Source organism: Kitasatospora sp. NRRL B-11411 (genome assembly GCF_000721345.1).
Taxonomy (GTDB): domain Bacteria; phylum Actinomycetota; class Actinomycetes; order Streptomycetales; family Streptomycetaceae; genus Kitasatospora; species Kitasatospora cineracea.
This window is the reverse complement of sequence record NZ_JOGH01000011.1, coordinates 19961-39261: the sequence shown is the minus strand read 5'-3', so window position 1 is coordinate 39261 and position 19301 is coordinate 19961. Positions and strand designations below refer to the sequence as shown.

Annotated in this window: 15 protein-coding genes; 9 read left to right on the top strand and 6 right to left on the bottom strand. The window is 73.5% G+C overall.

The window, feature by feature from the left end:
* Positions 1-152: 152 nt before the first annotated feature.
* From IH44_RS0107755 to IH44_RS0107735, 5 genes are all read right to left on the bottom strand, one after another.
* Positions 153-2921: a bifunctional YncE family protein/alkaline phosphatase family protein gene (locus IH44_RS0107755; RefSeq protein WP_030458677.1), complete on the bottom strand. Its 2769-nt coding sequence runs from the start codon at positions 2919-2921 to the stop codon at positions 153-155.
* Between the two features lie 4 nt (positions 2922-2925).
* Positions 2926-4335, bottom strand: coding sequence for an ABC transporter permease (locus tag IH44_RS0107750; protein WP_081966778.1), 1410 nt, complete (start codon positions 4333-4335; stop codon positions 2926-2928).
* Entirely contained in the window at positions 4332-5276 is a 945-nt protein-coding gene (locus IH44_RS0107745) for an ABC transporter ATP-binding protein (protein WP_030458675.1), read from the bottom strand. Before IH44_RS0107745 ends, IH44_RS0107750 begins: the two co-directional genes overlap by 4 nt.
* A gap of 52 nt (positions 5277-5328) precedes the next feature.
* Complete coding sequence (locus tag IH44_RS0107740) at positions 5329-5616, bottom strand: hypothetical protein (protein WP_157852185.1); 288 nt, start codon at positions 5614-5616, stop codon at positions 5329-5331.
* A 144-nt stretch (positions 5617-5760) separates the two neighbouring features.
* Positions 5761-6207: a hypothetical protein gene (locus IH44_RS0107735; protein ID WP_030458673.1), complete on the bottom strand. Its 447-nt coding sequence runs from the start codon at positions 6205-6207 to the stop codon at positions 5761-5763.
* A gap of 165 nt (positions 6208-6372) precedes the next feature.
* Between IH44_RS0107735 and IH44_RS0107730 the strand changes: the two genes are divergently transcribed.
* The 3 genes from IH44_RS0107730 (at position 6373) to IH44_RS0107720 (ending at position 8481) form a co-directional block, all read left to right on the top strand.
* Positions 6373-7416: a Scr1 family TA system antitoxin-like transcriptional regulator gene (locus IH44_RS0107730; protein WP_051816658.1), complete on the top strand. Its 1044-nt coding sequence runs from the start codon at positions 6373-6375 to the stop codon at positions 7414-7416.
* 38 nt (positions 7417-7454) lie between these two features.
* Positions 7455-7694, top strand: a complete 240-nt coding sequence (locus IH44_RS0107725; protein ID WP_051816657.1) for a DUF397 domain-containing protein — start codon at positions 7455-7457, stop codon at positions 7692-7694.
* 133 nt (positions 7695-7827) lie between these two features.
* Positions 7828-8481 carry a hypothetical protein gene (locus IH44_RS0107720; protein WP_030458670.1) on the top strand — a complete coding sequence of 218 codons (654 nt, stop codon included), beginning with the start codon at positions 7828-7830 and terminating at the stop codon, positions 8479-8481.
* 591 nt (positions 8482-9072) lie between these two features.
* Here IH44_RS0107720 and IH44_RS0107715 read toward each other — a convergent pair.
* Positions 9073-9711: a TetR/AcrR family transcriptional regulator gene (locus tag IH44_RS0107715; protein ID WP_030458669.1), complete on the bottom strand. Its 639-nt coding sequence runs from the start codon at positions 9709-9711 to the stop codon at positions 9073-9075.
* A gap of 102 nt (positions 9712-9813) precedes the next feature.
* Between IH44_RS0107715 and IH44_RS0107710 the strand changes: the two genes are divergently transcribed.
* The 6 genes from IH44_RS0107710 to IH44_RS0107685 all read left to right on the top strand — a co-directional run bounded on the left by IH44_RS0107710 (position 9814) and on the right by IH44_RS0107685 (position 19264).
* Positions 9814-11274 (top strand): amidase, encoded by a 1461-nt coding sequence (locus IH44_RS0107710; protein ID WP_198544963.1) that lies wholly within the window; start codon positions 9814-9816, stop codon positions 11272-11274.
* A 175-nt stretch (positions 11275-11449) separates the two neighbouring features.
* On the top strand, positions 11450-13639 hold the full coding sequence (locus IH44_RS0107705) for an MMPL family transporter (RefSeq protein WP_030458667.1): 2190 nt from the start codon (positions 11450-11452) through the stop codon (positions 13637-13639).
* Positions 13640-13737: 98 nt separating this feature from the next.
* The gene (locus IH44_RS0107700; RefSeq protein ID WP_035954316.1) at positions 13738-14958 is read left to right on the top strand and encodes a sensor histidine kinase; all 1221 of its coding nucleotides are present in this window, start codon (positions 13738-13740) and stop codon (positions 14956-14958) included.
* 53 nt (positions 14959-15011) lie between these two features.
* Entirely contained in the window at positions 15012-15683 is a 672-nt protein-coding gene (locus tag IH44_RS0107695) for a response regulator transcription factor (protein WP_030458665.1), read from the top strand.
* Between the two features lie 305 nt (positions 15684-15988).
* Entirely contained in the window at positions 15989-16369 is a 381-nt protein-coding gene (locus IH44_RS0107690; RefSeq protein WP_030458664.1) for a hypothetical protein, read from the top strand.
* A 123-nt stretch (positions 16370-16492) separates the two neighbouring features.
* Entirely contained in the window at positions 16493-19264 is a 2772-nt protein-coding gene (locus IH44_RS0107685; protein WP_030458663.1) for a SpoIIE family protein phosphatase/ATP-binding protein, read from the top strand.
* The last annotated feature ends 37 nt before the right edge of the window (positions 19265-19301 follow it).

Genomic DNA, 19301 nt, shown 5'->3' with positions numbered 1-19301 from the left:
CGATCGAATATCGGTACTTTTCATTGACGGGGCGCGCGGCCGCCGCCTACTCTCTGCACGGCGAGGCCCGCCCGAACGGAACTGCCCGCCGCACCTGGGACGGTGCGGCGGGCAGTTCCACCGGAGCGGGGACGGGGCTGGGCGGGGACGGGTCAGCCGTCGAGCTCCGCGGAGGGCAGGTAGGCGCCCGGGACGTCCGCCGGGGCGAGGACCGTCCGCTCGCCCGGGTACGGGGTGGCCCAGTCGTGGGCCTCGTACCAGGTGAGGTGGTTCATCTGGGCCGGGTTGGCCCGGTCCGGCGCCGCGTCGGTGCCGGTCAGCCGCTGCTGCTTCTTCCACTCCGACCACTTCGCGGCCACCTCCGCGGCGGCCGCCGGGACGGCCCCGGTCGGCGCGGCGGCGGCGGTCGCGGCCTGCGGGGCCGGGACGTCCAGACCGCAGGACGGCGCGGTGGCCAGGCCGTTGGTCAGCGAGGTCCGGTTGGGCAGCGCGGTGAACGGCGTGTAGTCGGGGGTGCGGGTGAACGCCCCGGTCATCGGGGTGGCCGCGGTGTCCTTCTGGTTCATCGGCTTGACCCCGAGGATCTGCTCGATGGTGCGGACCAGGTTGATCTGCGAGTAGTAGCGGCTGTCCACCGCCCCGTGCTGCGCGTAGGGGCTGATGATCTGGATCGGCGCCCGGTGGCCGTCGACGTGGTCCAGGCCGGCCTGCGAGTCGTCCTCGACGACGAAGATCGCCGAGTCCTTCCAGTACGGGCTGTGGGTGATCTCGTCGACGATCTGCCCGACCGCCAGGTCGTTGTCCGCGACCTGGGCGGCGGCGTTGGCCGGACCGCCGGTGTGGTCGCTGGAGAGCCACAGCATGTTCAGGTTCGCCGGGCCGTTCCGCTCGAAGTCCTGCTTCCAGATCTGCGCCCGGTAGACGTCCGGGACGCTGGTGTCGAACTTCGGGAAGGCCGGCACCGACACCTTGTTCAGCGACGGGATCGGCGAGGAGGAGACCAGCTGGTAGGCCGAACCGGCGCCGGTGGCCTGCATGTTCTTCGTGTCGCAGTACAGGTTCTGCCAGCTCGCGCCGGCCGGCTTGGCCAGGAACTGGTGGAACTCCCCGAAGTCCCGCACGCTGCGCCCGGCCGCCTGGACGCCGCTCCACAGGGTGCCGCTGGCCTGGTGGCCCAGCGAGTCGTCCTCGGTGTCGTAGCTGCGCAGGTACTCGCCGGCCGAGGACTCGGTGTACTCCGGATTGTCGGCCTGCATCAGCCAGTTGTGGCCCTCGGCGGAGTTGGTGCCGATGTCGTACGTGTTGTCGTACAGCCCGAACTGCTCGGCCAGCGCGTGCTGGTTGGGCGTCACGTTCGCGCCGAACTGGGCCAGCGAGGCGTCGCCGTTGCCCTGCGGCAGGTCGCCGTAGACCTGGTCGTACGTCCGGTTCTCCTTGACCAGCAGGAAGACGTGCTTGATGGTCGACGGGTCGCCGATCTTCTCCGGGACGGGCACCGCCTTGGCCTTCTTGCCGGTGGCGGCCTCGGCGGCGTTGCGGGTCCAGTTGTTCTGCGCGAAGACCTTGGCGGTCTGCTTGCGGATCTCCTTGTCGCTGGGCAGCGTGAAGCGCACCACGCTGGAGGTGGTGTCGTGGGTGGCGTGGCCGGCCGCCGTGGTCGGGCGGCGGGCGTCGATGCCGCGGGTGTTGGCGACCAGGACGTCCTTGCCGGAGGAGGAGATCCCGGAGGGGAAGTAGTCGGTCGGCAGCAGGCCGACGTAGCTCGCCGGCTCCTGCGGGCCCGCGTACCGGTACACCGCGACCGCGTTGGCTCGGCCCAGCGTCACCAGCAGGTGGCCGTCGTCGGTGAGGGTCACCGCGTTGGGCTCGTAGCCGATCGACGCCTCCGACCACGGCCGGGTGGCGATGGTCTGGACGACTTTGTCGTTGCGGGTGTCGATCACCGAGACGCTGTTGGTCGCGGTGTTGGTGACGAACACCGCGCCGTTCTTGGCGTACACCGCGGTCGGGTGCAGGCCGACGTCGACACTGGCCGGAGCGGCCGACGGGTCCGCCAGGTCGATCACGCTGACCGTGCCGGTGGTGGTGGCGCCGGTGTCCGGGTCGGCCGGGACCTGGGTGCCGTAGGAGTTGATGGTGCTCTCGCCGGGCTTGGCCGGGCGGCCGCCCTCGTTGCTGACGTACAGCTTGCCGCCGGCCTGGGCGATGCCGCGCGGCGCGATGCCCACCGCCCAGCTCTGCTTGACGGTGGCGCTCGCGGTGTCGATCGCCACCACCCGGTTCTGGCCGTTGACCGCCGCGTACGCGGTCGAGCCGTCCGCGGAGAACACCAGCCCGGCCACCAGGGCCTGCTGCGAACCGGACTTGGCGATCTTCACGACCACCGGGTTGGCGACGCTGCCGTCCGGGTTCACGTCGAACCGGGTGTAGCCGTCGGGCTGCCCCAGCCACAGCTGCTTCCCGTCCGGCGAGTACGTCGGGCCTTCCTGGCCCACGCTGTTGCTGCCGATCCGCGGCACCGAGGTGGCCGCGCTGCCGACCAGCTGCTGCACCTTCCAGTTCCGCACGTCCACGATCGCCAGCGCCGCGCCGCCGTCGGCGACCGCGGCCGCCAGGTGGCTGCCGTCCGGGCTCACCGTGGACGACATGATCTTGCCGTTGTCGATGACCAGCCGCTCGCCGTACGGGTCGACGTACTGGTTGTCGGAGACCAGCCGGCCCCGCTCGTAGACCTGGCCGACCCGGTTCTCGCCGAACGGGCTGCCCTGGGCGAAGCCGACCCCGGAGCCGGCCGCCAGCACCACCGCGGTGGCGGTGGCGGTCAGCAGGGTCCGGCGGCGGCTGCGCCCCCGGAGCGGACGGTGGCCGGGGAGCCCGGCCGGCTGCTGCTCGGCGCCGACGCGGCGACGTGTGACCTGCATGCTGCTATCCCTTCGATGATGCCGGAAGCAGCTCGACGTTCCCGTCGAACTGCCAGAGCGGGTTCGGTGCGTCGCCGGTGGCGGTGCGCACCAGGAAGTAGCCGTTCACCTCTTTCGGCCCGTCGCCGTCGGCGACGAACCGCCCGTCGGGGGCGACGTCCAGCTGATAGACCGCGGTGCCGGTGGCCGCCACGTCCGGCAGGTGCCAGGTGACGGTGCAGCGCCAGTCGTTGCCCGGCCCCTCCGGCTCGACCAGGGTGCTGCCCTTGTCGCAGGACGCGCCGACCGCCAACTGCTCCTCGGTGACGTCCGGACGGTTCAACTCGGCGCTCTGCAGCCGGTACAGGTGCCCGAACGCGGTGGCCACCGCGCGCTGCACCTTGTCCTGGTCGACGCCCGAGCCCGTCCCCCCGGTCAGCGGCGCCAGCACCCCGACGGTGGCCGCCAGCAGCCCGGCCAGCGGCAGCGCCCCCAGCAGCAGCGCCCGCCGGCCCGACCCGTCGTGCCCCGGACCGGTGAAGTCCCGCCGCAGGAACAGCAGTCGGGCCAGCGCCGTGGCCGCCACCGCCCACACCAGCGACACCGCCACCCCGATCAGCAGCGGACCCGCCTGCACCGGGCCGGTGAACAGCCCGTTCCAGGACAGGAACGCGTAGCCCGGCAGCGCCATCCGCACCGCGACCGGCAGCGGCATCATCTGCGCCAACTGCACCGCCAGCGCCACCACCGCGGGCAGCAGCAGCCCCATCGGGGAGCGCCCCAGCGCGACCGACCCCAGCAGGCCGATCCCGGCCAGCGCCAGCGTCGGCGCCAGCGCGCACAACCAGGCCAGCAGCACCCGCAGCGCGGCGTCCCCGGGCGCCAGCAGGTGCCCGTCCAGGCCCACCAGCGGGTGGTCGCCGATCGCCAGCACCCCGCCGACCGCGCCCGACACCGCCAGCCCCGCCACCAGCAGCACCAGCACCGTCAGGCTGGCCAGCGCCTTCGCGGCGAAGATCCGCCGCGGCGAGCGGACCGCCACCAGCAGGTGCCGCCAGGTGCCCAGCCGGTCCTCGGCGGCGAACACGTCACCGGCCACCACCGCGGTCAGCAGCGGCAGCGCCCAGCTCCCCGCGAACCCCAGCACCACTAGCGGCCCGGCCCACCCGGTGGCGTGCATCCAGCGGCCGAACAGGGTGTCGGTGGGCAGCGTGCTCTGCTGCCCCACCGCGGCCACGAACAGCCCCGGCGCCAGCCAGCAGGCCAGCACCAGCAGCCGGATCCGCCACTGCGCGACCAGCTTCACCAGCTCGAAGCGGTAGGCGCGGGCCACCGGCACCGGGCGGACGGCGGGCGGCGCGGGCACGGCGGGCGGCGCGACCCCGGTGTCTGCGGTGGTCGCGGCTCCGGTGGCCGGGGGAGTGGTCGCGGTCATCGGCCCGCCTCCTGCTGCTGGTCGGTGAGGGCGAGGAAGGCGGCCTCCAACGGCGAGACCACGGGCGCCAGTTCGCGCACCGCGACGCCCTCCCGGACCAGCCGCGCCACCAGCGCGTCCAGGGCGTCCAGCGGGGCGCGCAGCACCAGCCGGCCGTCGTCCGGCCGGAGCCGGGCCGCCGGCCCGTCGCCGAGCGTCCGGACGCCGTCGGTGCCGGCCGCGATCCGGCGGGCCGCGGCCGGGTCGGAGGTGAGCAGCCGGTAGTCGAGTTCGCGGTTCGCGGCGGCCAGTTCGCCCAGCGGGCCGGAGAAGACCACCCGGCCGGTGGCCAGCACGGTGACCTCGGAGCAGAGCGCCTCCAGGTCGTCCATCCGGTGGCTGGAGAGCACCACGGCGGTGCCGTCGTCCGCCAGCCGCTCCAGCACGCCGTGCACGTGCCGCTTGCCCGCCGGGTCCAGCCCGTTGGAGGGCTCGTCCAGGATCAGCAGCCGGGGCCGGGCGAGCAGCGCGGCGGCCAGCCCGAGGCGCTGGCGCATGCCCAGCGAGAAGCCGGCCGCCCGGTCGTCGGCGACGTCGGTCAGCCCGACCTGGTCGAGCACCTCGTCGATGCCCGCGCCCCGCCGGTCCCGGCCGCGCAGCGCGGCCAGGTTCTGCCGGGCCGTCAGGGCCGGGTACAGACCGGGCCCGTCGACGAACCCGGCCACCCCTTCGGGGGCGGCCTGGGCCCGGCCGACCGGCGTGCGCAGGATCTCCAGGCTGCCCCCGTCGGCCGCCGCCAGCCCCAGCAGCAGCCCCAGCAGCGTCGTCTTGCCCGCCCCGTTGGGCCCCACCAGGCCGTGGATCCGGCCCTGCGCGACCTCCAGGTCGACCCCGTCCAGCGCGATGACGTCACCGAACCGCTTGGTGACGCCCCGGGCCCGGACCGCGAGGAGTGTGTCCATGAGTCCCTTCCTCCGTAACCGAAGGAGACCTTAGGGACTTGACCCCACGCGGTCAGGGACTGCTTCCTGAACGTTCGCCGAACGGAGTACGATGATCGGCCACACAACTGACGGACCGCCCGCCCCGCCCGGGCGGTATCAGGGCGCGGCAGCGGCCGGGGACACGCCGGTGGAGGCGGCCGGGGACACGCCGGTGGGGGGCGGTGCCGTCCAGGGCGGCGGTCACCGGGAGGCCCTCGACGTCGCGCAGCAGGGGCTCGAAGCGGTCCGGGGGCAGCAGCCGGACGTCCGCGGCGAAGGAGAGCAGCACGCCCGCCGGCTCGTCCGCGACGTCCTGCACGGTCGTCCCCGGTCCCTTGCGGTCAGCCTGGCGGGTGAACACCCTTATGGGGACGGAAAGTTGTGGTCAGCCGGGCCTCCCCGCCGCCGCCGGCCCGGGAGAGCTGCTCGGCGATCTCCCAAGTCCGTTGCCGTAACGCGTCGTTCACGAGGCGGCGCCCAGATCCGCGCAGGTGGCATGGCGCACCGCGCCCCGACCCACCGACCAGGGCGCGCCCCCGTCCGCCGGTACCAGCACCAGGGCTCCCCGCCCGTCGACGTGGGAGAACCCGCCCAGCCGCCCGGTCCCCGTGTCGACCAGCAACTCCCCCTGCCCGTACGCCCGGACGGCCCCGGCGATCTCGGCGAACTCCCCGCCCCGCACGGCCCGCACGTAGGGCGCGCCCGCCCACACCAGGGTCGCCAACTCGCTCGCCACCTCCGGAGCGACCCCGCCCAACTGCACCAGGTGCGCGCCGGTGACGCTCCGCTCCACCCCCAGTGAGGGCAGCCTGAGGCCCGCCGAGCCGAGGGCGTCCCGGAGGCCGTCGCGCACCTTGTACGCGAAAGCCCGGTCCTGCCGCTCCAGCCGGTCGAGCAGGGAGTTTCCCATGACGGTTACCGCCTGTCTCTGTGTTCTCCTCGGTGCGTCACCAGCATCGGCAGAAAGCGGTACCGTGAACAGGCGGAGAGGCGTGACACTGACGAGCTGTCATGATCGAACTGGGGAGCGGGGTTGGCGCGTCGCACGGGGGAAGCAACCGGAAGCCCGACGGACATGACCCCGGCCGCGTTCGGCTGGCTGCTGGGGGAACTGCGCGAGAAGGCCGGCCTCAAGAAGGCCGGGCTGGCCCGCGAGGTGCACTGCGACCCCTCGCTCATCAGCCGCTTCGAGTCGGGCGAACGGGTGCCGGCCGTGGAGATGGTCCGCCGCATCGACCAACTCGTTGGTGCGGAAGGGCTGTTGACCAACGCCTACGAACGGGTGGGCTGGTACCGGGAGGTGGCGCACCCCGAGTGGTTCCAGGTGTTCGCCGAGCGGGAGGCGCAGGCGGAGGAGGTGCTGGAGTACGCCGTCGGCCTGGTTCCGGGTGCGTGCCAGGAGCCCGGCTATGCGGCGGCGATCTTCGAGCGAGGACAGACCAAACCTGCTCCCGCACAGATCGAGGCGAGAGTTGCCGCTCGAATCAGTCGCCAGACACGCTTCCTGGCCGACGACGGGCCTCGGCTCTCCGTCGTCCTCGACGAATCGGTGATCCGGCGCACGGTGGGCGGAGCCAAGGTGATGCACCGTCAACTTGACCACCTGCTGGCCTTGATGCGACGGCCCAACATCGTGATCCAAGTCGCCCCCATGGAGCTTGGCGAACGCGCCCCGGCTGGTACCTCGTTCACCCTGCTGACCATGTCGAACGGCCAGCGTCACCTCTACTCCGAGAGCCTGACTTCCGGTCACTTCACTACTGATCCAAGCGAGATCGCCCGCTACTCCCGCGCCTATGATTGGTTTCGCGGTCAGGTGCTCTCCGTTCCGGATTCGGCCGCGCTGATCTGCCGAGTCATGAAAGGACTGGTCAATTCCATGTCTGTGCAGCGTTCCAACGCCGATGCGCTCCGGTCGATCGCGTGGTTCAAGTCCAGCTCGTACAGCGACAGCAACGGCGGGAACTGCGTCCAGCCGGCCCTGAACCTGGCCGGTTCGCACGGCGTCGTGCTGGTGCGGGACAGCAAGGACCCGCAGGGTCCCGTCCTGGCGGTCTCGCCCGCTGCCTGGAGCGCGTTCGCGGCGGCAGCCGGGCGCGGGGAGTTCGGCGGCATCTGAGCGGTTCGCAATCGAGTCGGGAAGGACTGGTCAACCCCATGTCTGTGCAGCGTTCCAACGCCGATGCGCTCCGGTCGATCGCGTGGTTCAAGTCCAGCTCGTACAGCGACAGCAACGGCGGAGACTGCGTTCAGCCGGCCCTGAACCTGACGGGTTCGCACGGCGTCGTGCTGGTACGGGACAGCAAGGACCCGCAGGGTCCCGTCCTGGCGGTCTCGCCCGCTGCCTGGAGCGCGTTCGCGGCGGCAGCCGGGCGCGGGGAGTTTTGCGCAACCTGAGAGGGCGTTCTGAGCCGGTATGTCCAGCTTCGCCTGCGGGCTTGAGTCGGCCACGGCTCGGAAGATCACGCGGTCCCTTCGCCAGCTTCTACAGTGGCCAGGGGCACGGCGATCAGAAGGGTGACGCACCGACGTGGCACTGAACGAGGGGTTGGCTGACCTGAAGCCCGTTCGCCTGCGTCAGGCCGCCGCTCTGGCACTGTGGCGGTGGCGTGCACCGGTACTGGCGTTCGAAATGGATGCGGACTGGGGCGTCGACCCGCATGTGCTGGAGTCGCTGTTCCGACTGGCAGCGGAACCTCCTGGGGAACAGTCGAACTACGCCTACGGTCAGGCATTCACCGAGTTGTGCACGGCCCCGCTCTTCGAGTCGGAAGTCGACCCGGACTCGGTCCAGCTCTTCCAACTGGAAATCGTCGGGGGCTTGTGGGCCTTCGGCGAGCTGCTCGACACGCCAGGCTTGGACGAGGCCCAACGAGTAGTCGAGCTGTCGTCCGGTCTGGCGGGCTACCTGGACGGTCTCATCGAGGGCTCGTTCTACTCCCATCCCTTGGAGGACGCGCACCACCAGTACCTCGCTGGCCTGGCGAACCGGACGAGCGGCGAGGGCTACTTCGCCTCACGCAACTTCGCGGTCGAGTCCGCGTGCCACGGCGCCCTCCGCACCCTTCCCGATTCCGATGGGCTGCTCGACTCGTCCGTGGGACGCGAGTTGCTCACGCTTTGCGAGGACTTCGGCGAAGAGCTTGTCGCAACGCTGCGGTGGCTCCGCACGACGGGCCATTAGCGATCCGCCGCGAGCCCGGCGGCGGGCCGGTGGCCGGCAGCTATGGACGGCGCTGGGCGAACAAGCCGGGTTCGGGCTCCGCGAGGACGCCGAGGCCGACCAGGTGCTTGAGCTTGTGCCGGATTCTCTCGATCTGAACCTGGCGGTTTCGCCCGCCGCGTGGAGCGCGTTCGCGGCGGCGGCAGGGCGTGGGGAGTTCGGCGGTATCTGAGTGGGTGCGGTAGGGGCGGAGTGCGTTCCCTGCGCGCAGGTGCGGCATCGCGGCGCTGCTGGAGCGCGCCGACCCCGTCGCGGCGGACCTGTGCACGGGCCGGGCCCTGGCCGGACAGGGTGTTCTTGTGCAGTGGCGCGCAAGCGCCGTGGTGGTCGTGGTGGTCGTGGTGGTCGGTGGCCGTCTGCGGGTCGGAGCGGATCCGGTCCGCGAATCCGGCTGCGGTGAGCCGGAGCCCGGCGGCCTTGAGGCCGGTAGTGGTCGGGTGGCGGCGGGCGGTGTGGCGGAATTCTTCCGCGCTGTGCCCGTGGCTGCTCCCCCGGCCCTGGTGATTCGGTGCAGTGGGCGCGGTACGCGCGGGGCGATGGGTGTCCTGGGTGTCAGGCGGTCTTTCGGGGGCGGGTGGTGGTGCCGAGGCGTTCCCAGAGGCCGGTCAGGTGCGTGTGCAGGACTTCCTCGGCTTCCGCTGCGGTCAAGTGGCCGATGAGTACGTGGGTGGTGAGGCCGTCGGCGAGGGCGAGCAGGGTGCGGGCCTCGCGCCGGGGGTCGGGTGGGGTGGGGCGTTCGTCGGCCGAGCCGCTGTCGGCGGCCTCGGTGATGAGGCGGGTAAGGAGGTCCTGGAGGGCCGTGTAGCCGGTTCTCAGGGGGTCGGCGAGTGACTCGCTGACGGCGGCCTGGGCGATGAACGCGAGCCAGATCCGTGCTTCGGCGCGGTGTTCTTCGCGGAGCAGGGCGATCTCGTCGGCCGCGTGGCCCAGAGCGGTGGCGGCCGACTGGGCCGGGCTCGCGGTCAGGCGGGTCCTCACGCGTTCGGTGATGCGTTCGCCGACGTGGTCGACGGCGAAGAGGAGCATCTCCTCCTTGTTGCGGAAGCAGCGCTGGACGGCGCCCAGTGAGACCTGTGCGCGGGCGGCGACGTCGCGCATGCTCACTCCCTGCGGCCCGTGTTCGTCGGCGAGGAGGCAGACGGCCTCGGCGATCCGGCGGCGCCGGCTTTCGTAGTCCACCTGCTTGGGCATGCTCGGGCAGCCTCCTTATTCCGATACGATCGTATCAGTTCCGGGTTAGGGTGTCGGCCACGAGCACTTCGGCACGGGGACGGGACGGGGATGGGAGACGCGATGATCAGGCAGGACGCCCTGTGGGCGATGACGGCCGCCGCTCAGGCGGAGGCGGTCCGAGGCGGGGAGATATCGGCGGTCGAGCTGGTCGACAGCCACCTGGACCGCATCGCCGAGGTCAACCCGCAGGTCAACGCGGTCACGCAGCTGATGGCCGAGCGGGCCCGCGCGGCCGCGGCGCACGCGGACCGGCGGCGAGCGGCGGGCGAAGAACTCGGGCCACTGGCCGGCGTGCCGTTCACGGTGAAGGAGACCACCGCTGTCGAGGGGGTGCCGACCACGTTCGGAACGCCGCGCTTCCGCGACCTGGTGGCTCCGGCCGACGCCCTCCCGGTGGCCCGGCTCCGCGCGGCGGGAGCCGTACCGATCGGCCACAGCAACATGCCCACCCTGGTCCTGGCCGGGATGCACACCCGCAGCGAGCTGTTCGGCGACACCGTCAACCCGTGGGACCGGAGCCGGACCCCGGGCGGCAGCAGCGGCGGTGACGGAGCGGCCGTCGCCACCGGCATGGCAGCGCTCGGACTCGGCAACGATTCCGGCGGGTCCGTCCGGATCCCGGCCTCGTTCTGCGGCGTGACGGGGCTGAAGCCGACCACCGGGCGGTTCCCCGCCGACCACCGCGTCCTCGGCCCCGACGACCCGGGGCCGGCCTCGCAGATGCTGGTCACCGACGGGCCCCTGGCCCGTACGGTCGCCGACCTGCGGCTGGCGTACGAGGCGCTCGCCGGGACCGACCCGCGCGACCCGCGGGCCGTACCCGTGCCCCTCTACGGGGAACCGCTGCCGGGGCCGGTCAGGGTCGCGGTCGTCGCCGACCCCGGAGGCCACGGCGTCCACCCCACCGTCCGCGGGGCCGTCGCGGCGGCGGCGGACGCGTTGCGCGACGCCGGGTACGACGTACGGGAGGTCGCGGACGTCCCGCGGCTGGACGAGGCGCTCGACGCGTACGGCCGGATCACCGTGACCGAATTCGCGCCGACCTGGCCGGTGGTGCGGAAACTGCTCGGCGAAGGCGGGGACCGCTTCATCCGGATGGCCATGGAGAAGACTCCGCCCGCGGACGCCGCCGAACTCACGAAACTGATGGGGACCTGGCTCGGCATCCGCCGCTCGTGGGCGGAATTCCTCGACGCGTACCCGCTGCTGCTCGGCCCGGTGTTCACCGAGCCGCCCGTCGAGCCGGGACTGGAGTCGCGCGACGAAGCGGGGCGGGAACGGGTCGCCATGGGCATGCGCCTGTGCACGGTGACCAGCTTCGTGGGCGTACCCGCGGTCGCCGTACCGACCGGAACCGGCGACGGACTGCCGTCCGGCGTGCAGGTCGTCGGGCGCGCGTTCCGGGAAGACCTGTGCCTGGCCGCCGCCCAGGAGATCGAGGACCGCCTCGGCGTGCTCACGCCGATCAGTCCCCGCCCCGGATCCCCGGCTCGCCCCGGATCCCCGGCCGCCGCGCGGTAGGCGGAGCCACCGCGGAGCGGCCCGGACCGGTCCCCGGACGTCCGCGGGTGCGGTAGGGGGCGGGGGCGGGTACCGCGGGTGCGGTACGGCGGGTGTCTGCGGGCGGGGGACGACGGCGGGCGGGCTCGCGGCGGAGGGTGGAGGAGACCGGAGAAGGCCGAATCCTGGAGCGCGCATGTCCGTTCTCGCCCGCTGGTGCCATCGGCACCGGCTCGTCACCGTGCTGCTGTGGCTCGGCCTGCTGGTGGGGCTCGGCGCGGCCTCCGGCGCCGTCGGCACGAAGTACAGCGACAGCATGGCGATGCCCGCCACCGAGTCCAGCCGGGCGCTGGAACTGCTGAAGGAGCAGATGCCCGCCGCGGCCGGTGACACCGACACCGTGGTGTGGCACACCGCGACCGGTACGGTGAACGACCCCGCGGTCAAGGAGCGGATGACCGCCGCGCTGGACACCATCGCGCACAGCCCGTCCGTCGCCTCGGTGTCCGGCCCGTACACCGAGCGCGGCGCCCAGCAGATCAGCGCCGACGGCACCACCGCGTACGCGCAGGTGGTCTTCACCGGCGACGCGCGGGCCGTCCCCAAGGCCGACGTCCAGCACGTGATCGACCTGGCGAAGCAGGCCCGCACCGACGGCCTGGACGTCCAACTGGGCGGGCAGGCCGTGCAGAACACCGAGACCGAGATGGGCGGCCTCAGCGAGATCATCGGCATCGTCGCCGCGCTGGTCGTGATGACCCTGGTGTTCCGCTCCGCCTGGGCCGCCGCGCTGCCGATCCTGACCGCCGTCGCGGGCGTCGGCACCGGCGTGATCGGCACCGGGCTGCTCAGCCACGGCATGAGCATCGCCTCGGTCGCGCCCACCCTGGGCGTGCTGGTGGGCCTCGGCGTCGGCATCGACTACGCGCTGTTCATCGTCAACCGGCACCGCAAGGGCCTGATGGCGGGCCTGAGCGTCCAGGAGGCGTCCGCGAAGGCGCTGAACACCTCCGGCCGGGCCGTGCTGTTCGCCGGTCTGACCGTGGTGATCGCGCTGCTCGGCATGCTGATCCTGGGCATGGGCTTCCTGAACGGCATGGCGATCTCCGCCGCGCTCACCGTCGCGCTGACCGTGCTGGCCGCGATCACCCTGCTGCCCGCGCTGCTCGGCATGCTGGGCCTGCGGGTGCTCTCCCGCGCCCAGCGCCGCCGGCTGGCCGCGCAGGGCCCCGGCGAGGAGCACACCACCGGGTTCTGGCCGCGCTGGGCCGCCAGGGTGCAGGCCCGGCCCACCGGCAAGGCGCTGGTCGCGCTGGTGCTGATGCTCGCCGTGTCGCTGCCGGTGCTGTCGCTGCGCCTGGGCAGCTCGGACGCGGGCAACAACCCGAAGACCACCACCTCCCGGCAGGCGTACGACCTGATGGCGAAGGGCTTCGGCCCCGGCTCCAACGGCCCGCTGCTGCTGGTCGCCGAGGCCCCCGGGCCGGCCGACAAGGCCGCGCTCACCGCCCTGGTCACCGAGCTGAAGGGCCTGGACGGCGTCGCCCGGGTCGCCGCCGCGCCGATGCAGGACGGGCAGCGGGTCGGCATCGTCCAGGTGGTGCCCACCACCTCCCCGCAGTCCGCGAAGACCTCCGACCTGATCACCGAGCTGCGCGAGCACACCGTCCCGGACGCCGAGGCCGGCACCGGCCTGCGGGTGCACGTCGGCGGCGCCACCGCGACCGCCGCGGACTTCGCGGACGTGCTGATCGGCAAGCTGCCGGTGTTCATCGCGATCATCGTCGGCCTGGGCTGCCTGCTGATGATGGTGGCCTTCCGCAGCCTGCTGGTGCCGCTGATCGGCGTGGTGATGAACCTGCTGACCATGGGCGTGGCGTTCGGCGCGATCGTCGCGGTCTTCCAGTGGGGCTGGGGCTCCGAGGCGCTCGGCGCGGGCGCGGCCGGGCCGGTCGAGGCGTTCGCCCCCGTGATGATCATCGCCATCCTGTTCGGTCTCTCGATGGACTACCAGGTCTTCCTGATCAGCCGGATGCACGAGGAGTGGACCCACACCCGCGACAACCACCGCGCCGTCCGGGTCGGCCACGGCGAGACCGGCCAGGTCATCACCGCCGCCGCCGTCATCATGGCCTGCGTGTTCGCCGCCTTCCTGTTCGGCGGCCAGCGCATGATCGCCGAGTTCGGGCTCGGCCTGGCCCTGGCCGTCCTGCTCGACGTGCTGGTGCTGCGGATGGTGCTCGTCCCCGCGCTGATGCACCGCTTCGGGGCCGCGAACTGGTGGCTGCCCGGCTGGCTGGACCGCCTGCTGCCGCACGTCTCGGTCGAGGGCGAGCCCGACCCGGCCCCCGTCCGGGAACCCGAACTCGCGGACGCCCGCCGCTGACCCTCCCCCGCCCCTCCCCGCAGCGGGGCCCGGCCGGTCACCGACCCCGGCCGGGCCCCGCTGCGCGCCACGGAACTGCGTACGGTGAAGGAGTGCGAATGACGGAGATGCTCAGGCGGTGGTGCGGCGGACGTCCGCGGCGCGTCGACGTGGCGGTGGCGCTGGCCTGCTTCCTGATCGCCGCGCCCGTCACGGCCGCCACCGCCTACCACCGCGGCGCCTCGGTCACCGCGTACCTGCTGTTCCTGCTCGGCTCCTGCCTGCCGCTGCTGGTGCGCAGCCGGTGGCCGGTGCCGGTGGCCGCGGCCACCGTCGTGGTCGGCGTGGCCGAACTGGTGCTGATCCCGTTCACGCCCGGGCCGCGCCCGGAGACGCTAGGGATCTCCATGTTCGCCGTCGGCGTCGCCCTGTACGCCGTCGCCACCCGCACCGACCGGCGCACCGCCTGGCGCACCGGCTGCTGCGCCGCCGCCGCGCTCACCCTCACCGCGCTGATCGTCCGCCCCGGCCTGGAGGAGCTCCCGCAGAACCTCGGCCTGATCGCCTGGCCCTGCCTGTCCGTGGCGATCGGCGACGCCGTCCGCAGCCGCCGCGAACTGCTCGCCTCCGCCGTCGAACGGGCCGAACGCGCCGAACGCACCCGCGAGGAGGAGGCCCGCCGCCGGGTCACCGAGGAGCGGATGCGGATCGCCCGCGAACTGCACGACGTCGTCGCCCACCACATCACCCTGGTCAACGCCCAGGCGGGCGTCGCCCACCACCTGATGCGCACCGACCCCGAGCACGCCTACCAGGCCCTGGAACGCATCCGCGACACCAGCCGCGCCGCCCTCGACGAACTGCGCGCCACCGTCGGCCTGTTGCGCCACAGCGGCGACCAGGCCGCGCCGCGCGAACCCGCCCCCGGCCTGGCCGGGCTCGACGACCTGCTCGACGCCTTCCGGCACTCCGGCCTGGACGTCGCCGTGGAACGCGCCGGAGAGCCCGACGGGCTTCCGCCGATCACCGACCTGACGGCCTACCGGATCATCCAGGAGGCCCTCACCAACACCCACAAGCACGCCGGTCCCGCCACCGCCAAGGTCCGCCTCGACTTCGCCCCCGGCCTGCTGCAGGTCACCGTCGAGGACGACGGCCGCGGCGCGCAGGACGGGGGAGGGACGGGCGACGGCACCGGGCACGGCATGATCGGCATGCACGAGCGCGCCCGCGCCGCCGGCGGCACCCTCACCGCGGGCCCCCGCCCCCGCCACGGCTTCCGCGTCCACGCCGCCCTGCCGCTGCCCACGGGCGGCGGCCGCAAGAGCTGCGGGGCGTGACCGGCCGCCGCCCGTCACCGTCCACCACCGTCCGCTGGAGAGAGGACCCACCGATGACCGTCCGCGTCCTGCTCGCCGACGACCAGGCGCTGCTGCGCGGCACCTTCCGGCTGCTGATCGACTCCGCCCCCGACCTGGAGGTGGTCGGCGAGGCCGGCACCGGCCGGGAGGCCGTCGCGCTGGCCCGCAGCCTGCGCGCCGACCTGGTCCTGATGGACATCCGGATGCCCGACCTGGACGGCCTCGCCGCGACCGCGCTGATCACCGCCGACGAGGACCTGGCCGGCGTCAAGGTCCTGGTCCTGACCACCTTCGAGAACGACGAGTACGTCGCCGAGGCGCTGCGCGCCGGGGCCAGCGGCTTCCTCGGCAAGGGCATCGACCCGGCCGAACTGCTGGACGCCATCCGGCTCGTGGCGGCCGGCGACGCGCTGCTCTCCCCGGCCGCCACCAAGGCCCTGATCGGCCGCTTCCTCGCCCAGCCCGACCCGGGCCGGCGCGCCGCGCTGCCCCGGCTGGACGTGCTCACCGCCCGCGAGCAGGAGGTGGTCGCGCTGGTCGCGGCCGGCCTGTCCAACGACGACATCGCCGAGCGGCTGTTCGTCACCCCGCTCACCGCCAAGACCCACGTCAACCGCGCCATGACCAAGCTCGGCGCCCGCGACCGGGCCCAACTCGTGGTCATCGCCTACGAGACCGGCCTGGTCCGGCCGGGCGGTTCCTGACCGCCGCCACCCGACGGCACCGCCGAGCAGCGACGGTGCCTCCGGTACCGGACGTCACAAGCCGGTATCGCCCCTTTTCTCCCCCTTGACGCGGATGCTCCCGCAGGAGTCGGATACGTGGCACCGCGTCCGGACGCGCCAGGCCCGGCGGCTCCGGACACCCGCTGCCGGTCCCGCCGGGTGAGGCCCTCCCGCCCGGCCGTCGGAGCCCGAGGCGGCCGCCTCCCCGGCCCGCCGCCGACGCCCCACCCGGGCCGCACGCCCGACCCGCGGCCCCCGCCCGGACCTCCCGGAGGCGAGCAGCCATGAACGCCAGGACCCGCCCGACCGCCAGCCGCCCCACCGCCATCTACCTGCGCTGCCACCCGCACGACGCCGGCCTCCTGCTGGACTTCTGGGGCGTGCTCAGCCGCTACGCCCTGGACGCCGGGCTGGGCGAGGCCACCGTGTTCATGGACAACGGCCGCGACCCGCACGACCCGCTGACCGCCCTGGACGCCCTGCTGGCCGCCGCCGCGGCCGGACGCGTCTCGGCCGTGGTGATCCCCGGCCCGTTCGTCTTCTCGCCCGACGACGAGCAGGCCCGCGCCACCGCGCTCCGCTTCGAGGCGGCGGGCTGCGCCGTCCACGAGCTCTCCTCCCGGCCCCTCCTCCCCGCTGCCCGGGTGCCCGGTCACCCTCGGTGAATTTTCTTGCCAGATGCTCACCGAGCGGGATTAATGGGGTGTATGAGGCCGAAGTCGGTCACGTCGCAGGACCGGCCGTCCCGCCCGCCGGGCCGGAGGGCCTCGCGCAGCTTCGCCCGGGAGATGTTCCTCCTGCAGCTGCTGCTGGTGCTGCTGCTGATCGTCGGAGCGCTGGCGGCCGTCGTGCTGCAGACCGGCCGGGAGACCACCGCCGACGCCCGGCACCGCTCGATCGCCGCCGCCCAGGCGTTCGCGCACGCCCCGGGGCTGCCGCAGGCCCTGGAGGGCCCCGACCCGACCGCGACGCTGCAGCCGCTGGCCGAGGAGGCCAGGAAGGCGGCCGGCGTCGACGCCCTCATCGTGTACAGGCTCGACGGCATCACCCTCACCCACAGCGACCCGTCGCAGATCGGCAAGCACGTCATCGGCCCGTACGCCCAGGCCGCCGAGGGCCACGCCTTCACCCGGACCTTCCGGGGAGCGCTGGGCCCCTCGGTGATCTCGGCCGTGCCGGTCGAGGACGCCGCGGGCAAGGTGGTCGGCATCGTGTCGGCCCCGGTCACGGTCGAGTCGGTGCAGCACGCGGTCGACCGGCAGCTGCCCGTGTTCCTGGCCGTCGCCGGCGTCGCGGTCGCGCTGGCCGCGGGCTGCACGGCCCTGATCAGCCGCCGCCTGCGCCGCCAGACCCACGGCCTGGGACCGGACGGGATGACCCGCATGTACGAGCACCACGACGCCGTCCTGCACGCGGTCCGCGAGGGCGTGCTGATCATCGGGGGCGACGGCCGCCTGCTGCTGGCCAACGACGAGGCCCGGCGCCTGCTCGGCCTGCGGGCGGAGGCGGAGGGGCGCCGCGTCCGCGACCTGGGCCTCGACCCCCGCACCGCCGAACTGCTGGACTCGGACCGGATCGCCAACGACGAGGTGCACCAGGCCGGGGACCGGCTGCTGGCCCTGAACAAGCGGTCCACCACGCCCTTCGGCGTGCACCGCGCCAACGTGGTCACCCTGCGCGACACCACCGAGCTGCAGGCCCTGACCGGGCGGGTCGAGGTGGCCAGGGAGCGGCTGCGGCTGCTCTACGACGCCGGGATGCGGATCGGTTCGACGCTGGACGTCACCCGCACCGCCGAGGAACTGGCGCAGGTCGCCGTCCCGGGGTTCGCCGACGTCGTCACCGTCGAGCTGCGCGACCCGGTGCTGCACGGGGAGGAGGTGGACGGGAACGCCTCCGGACTGCGCCGCACGGCCGTCGCCGGCCTCACCGAGGACCACCCGCTGTACCCAGTCGGCCGTCTGATCCACTTCGTGGACAGCACGCCGATGGCGGCCGGCATCGGCAGCGGGCGGTCCGTGCTGGAGCCGGACCTCGCCGCCTCCGACGGCTGGCGCGCCCAGGACCCCGAGCGCGCCGGGCGGATCCTCGACTCCGGCCTGCACTCCCTGGTGGTGGTGCCCCTGCAGGCCCGCGGAACGGTCCTGGGCCTGGTGAACTTCTGGCGGGCCGGCGGCTCCCCGCCCTTCGACCGGGAGGACCTCTCCTTCGCCGAGGAGGTCGCCGGCCGGGCCGCCGCGTGCATCGACAACGCCCGGCGCTACACCCGCGAGCACACCATGGCGGTGACCCTGCAGCGCAGCCTGATGCCCCGGGCCCTGCCGGAGCAGGACGAGCTGGAGGTGGCCCACCGCTACCTGCCCGCGCCGGCCGGCGCGGGCGGCGACTGGTTCGACGTCATCCCGCTGCCCGGCGCCCGGGTCGCCCTGGTGGTCGGCGACGTGGTCGGCCACGGCCTGCACGCCGCGGCCACCATGGGCCGCCTGCGCGTCGCCGTCCACAACTTCTCCGCCCTCGACCTGCCGCCGGACGAACTCCTCGGCCACCTCGACGAGTTGGTCGCCCGGATCGACGTCCAGGACGAGGGGGACCACCCGGACGGCGACCCCCCGGACCGCCCCGACGCCCCGGACGGTCCCGAGGCCCCGGACGGCGATGCTCCGGACGGTCCCGGTTCCGCGCCCGGCGGCGCCGACGACGTCCCCGCGATCACCGGCGCCACCTGCCTGTACGTGATCTACGACGCCGTCTCCGGGCAGGTCACCGCGGCGACCGCGGGCCACCCCCCGCCGGCCGTGGTGCACCCCGACGGGAAGGTCGTCTTCCTGCGCCCGCCGGTCTCCCCGCCCCTGGGCCTGGGCGCCGGCCTGCCCGTGGAGACCGCCTCCGTGACGGTGCCCGAGGGCTCCCGGCTGGTGCTCTACACCGACGGGCTGCTGGGCAGCCGCACCCGCGACCTGGACACCGCGCTGGAGTCCCTGGGCCGCGCCGTCAGCGGGCCGGACCGGTCGCCGGAGGAGGTCTGCGCCGCCGTGCTGGACGGCCTGCCACCGGGCCGGCAGGAGGACGACATCGCCCTCCTGGTCGCCCGGACCCGGCTGCTGGACCAGGAGCGGGTGGCCGAGTGGGAGGTGCCGAGCGACCCCGCGGCGGTGGGCCCGGTCCGCAACGCCTGCGCCCGCAAGCTCGCGGAGTGGGGCCTGGACGAGGTCTCCTTCGGCAGCGAGCTCATCCTCAGCGAGCTGATCACCAACGCCGTCCGCTACGGCAAGGAGCCGATCCGGGTCCGGCTGCTGCACACCCGCACCCTGATCTGCGAGGTCTCCGACGGGAGCAGCACCGCCCCGCACATCCGCCGGGCCAAGGACACCGACGAGGGCGGCCGCGGCCTCTTCCTGGTCGCCCGGTACGCCCGGCACTGGGGGACCCGCTACTCGGCCCGGGGCAAGACCATCTGGTCCTCGCAGGCGCTCGACGGCAGCGGAGCCCCGGGCGAGGAGGCGCTGGGGGAGGCGCTGCTCGGCGAGTGGGACGACGACGGGTGGGACGCCGACGAGTAGGATGAACTCAGCGTCACCGCGGACGGGATTCCGGCAC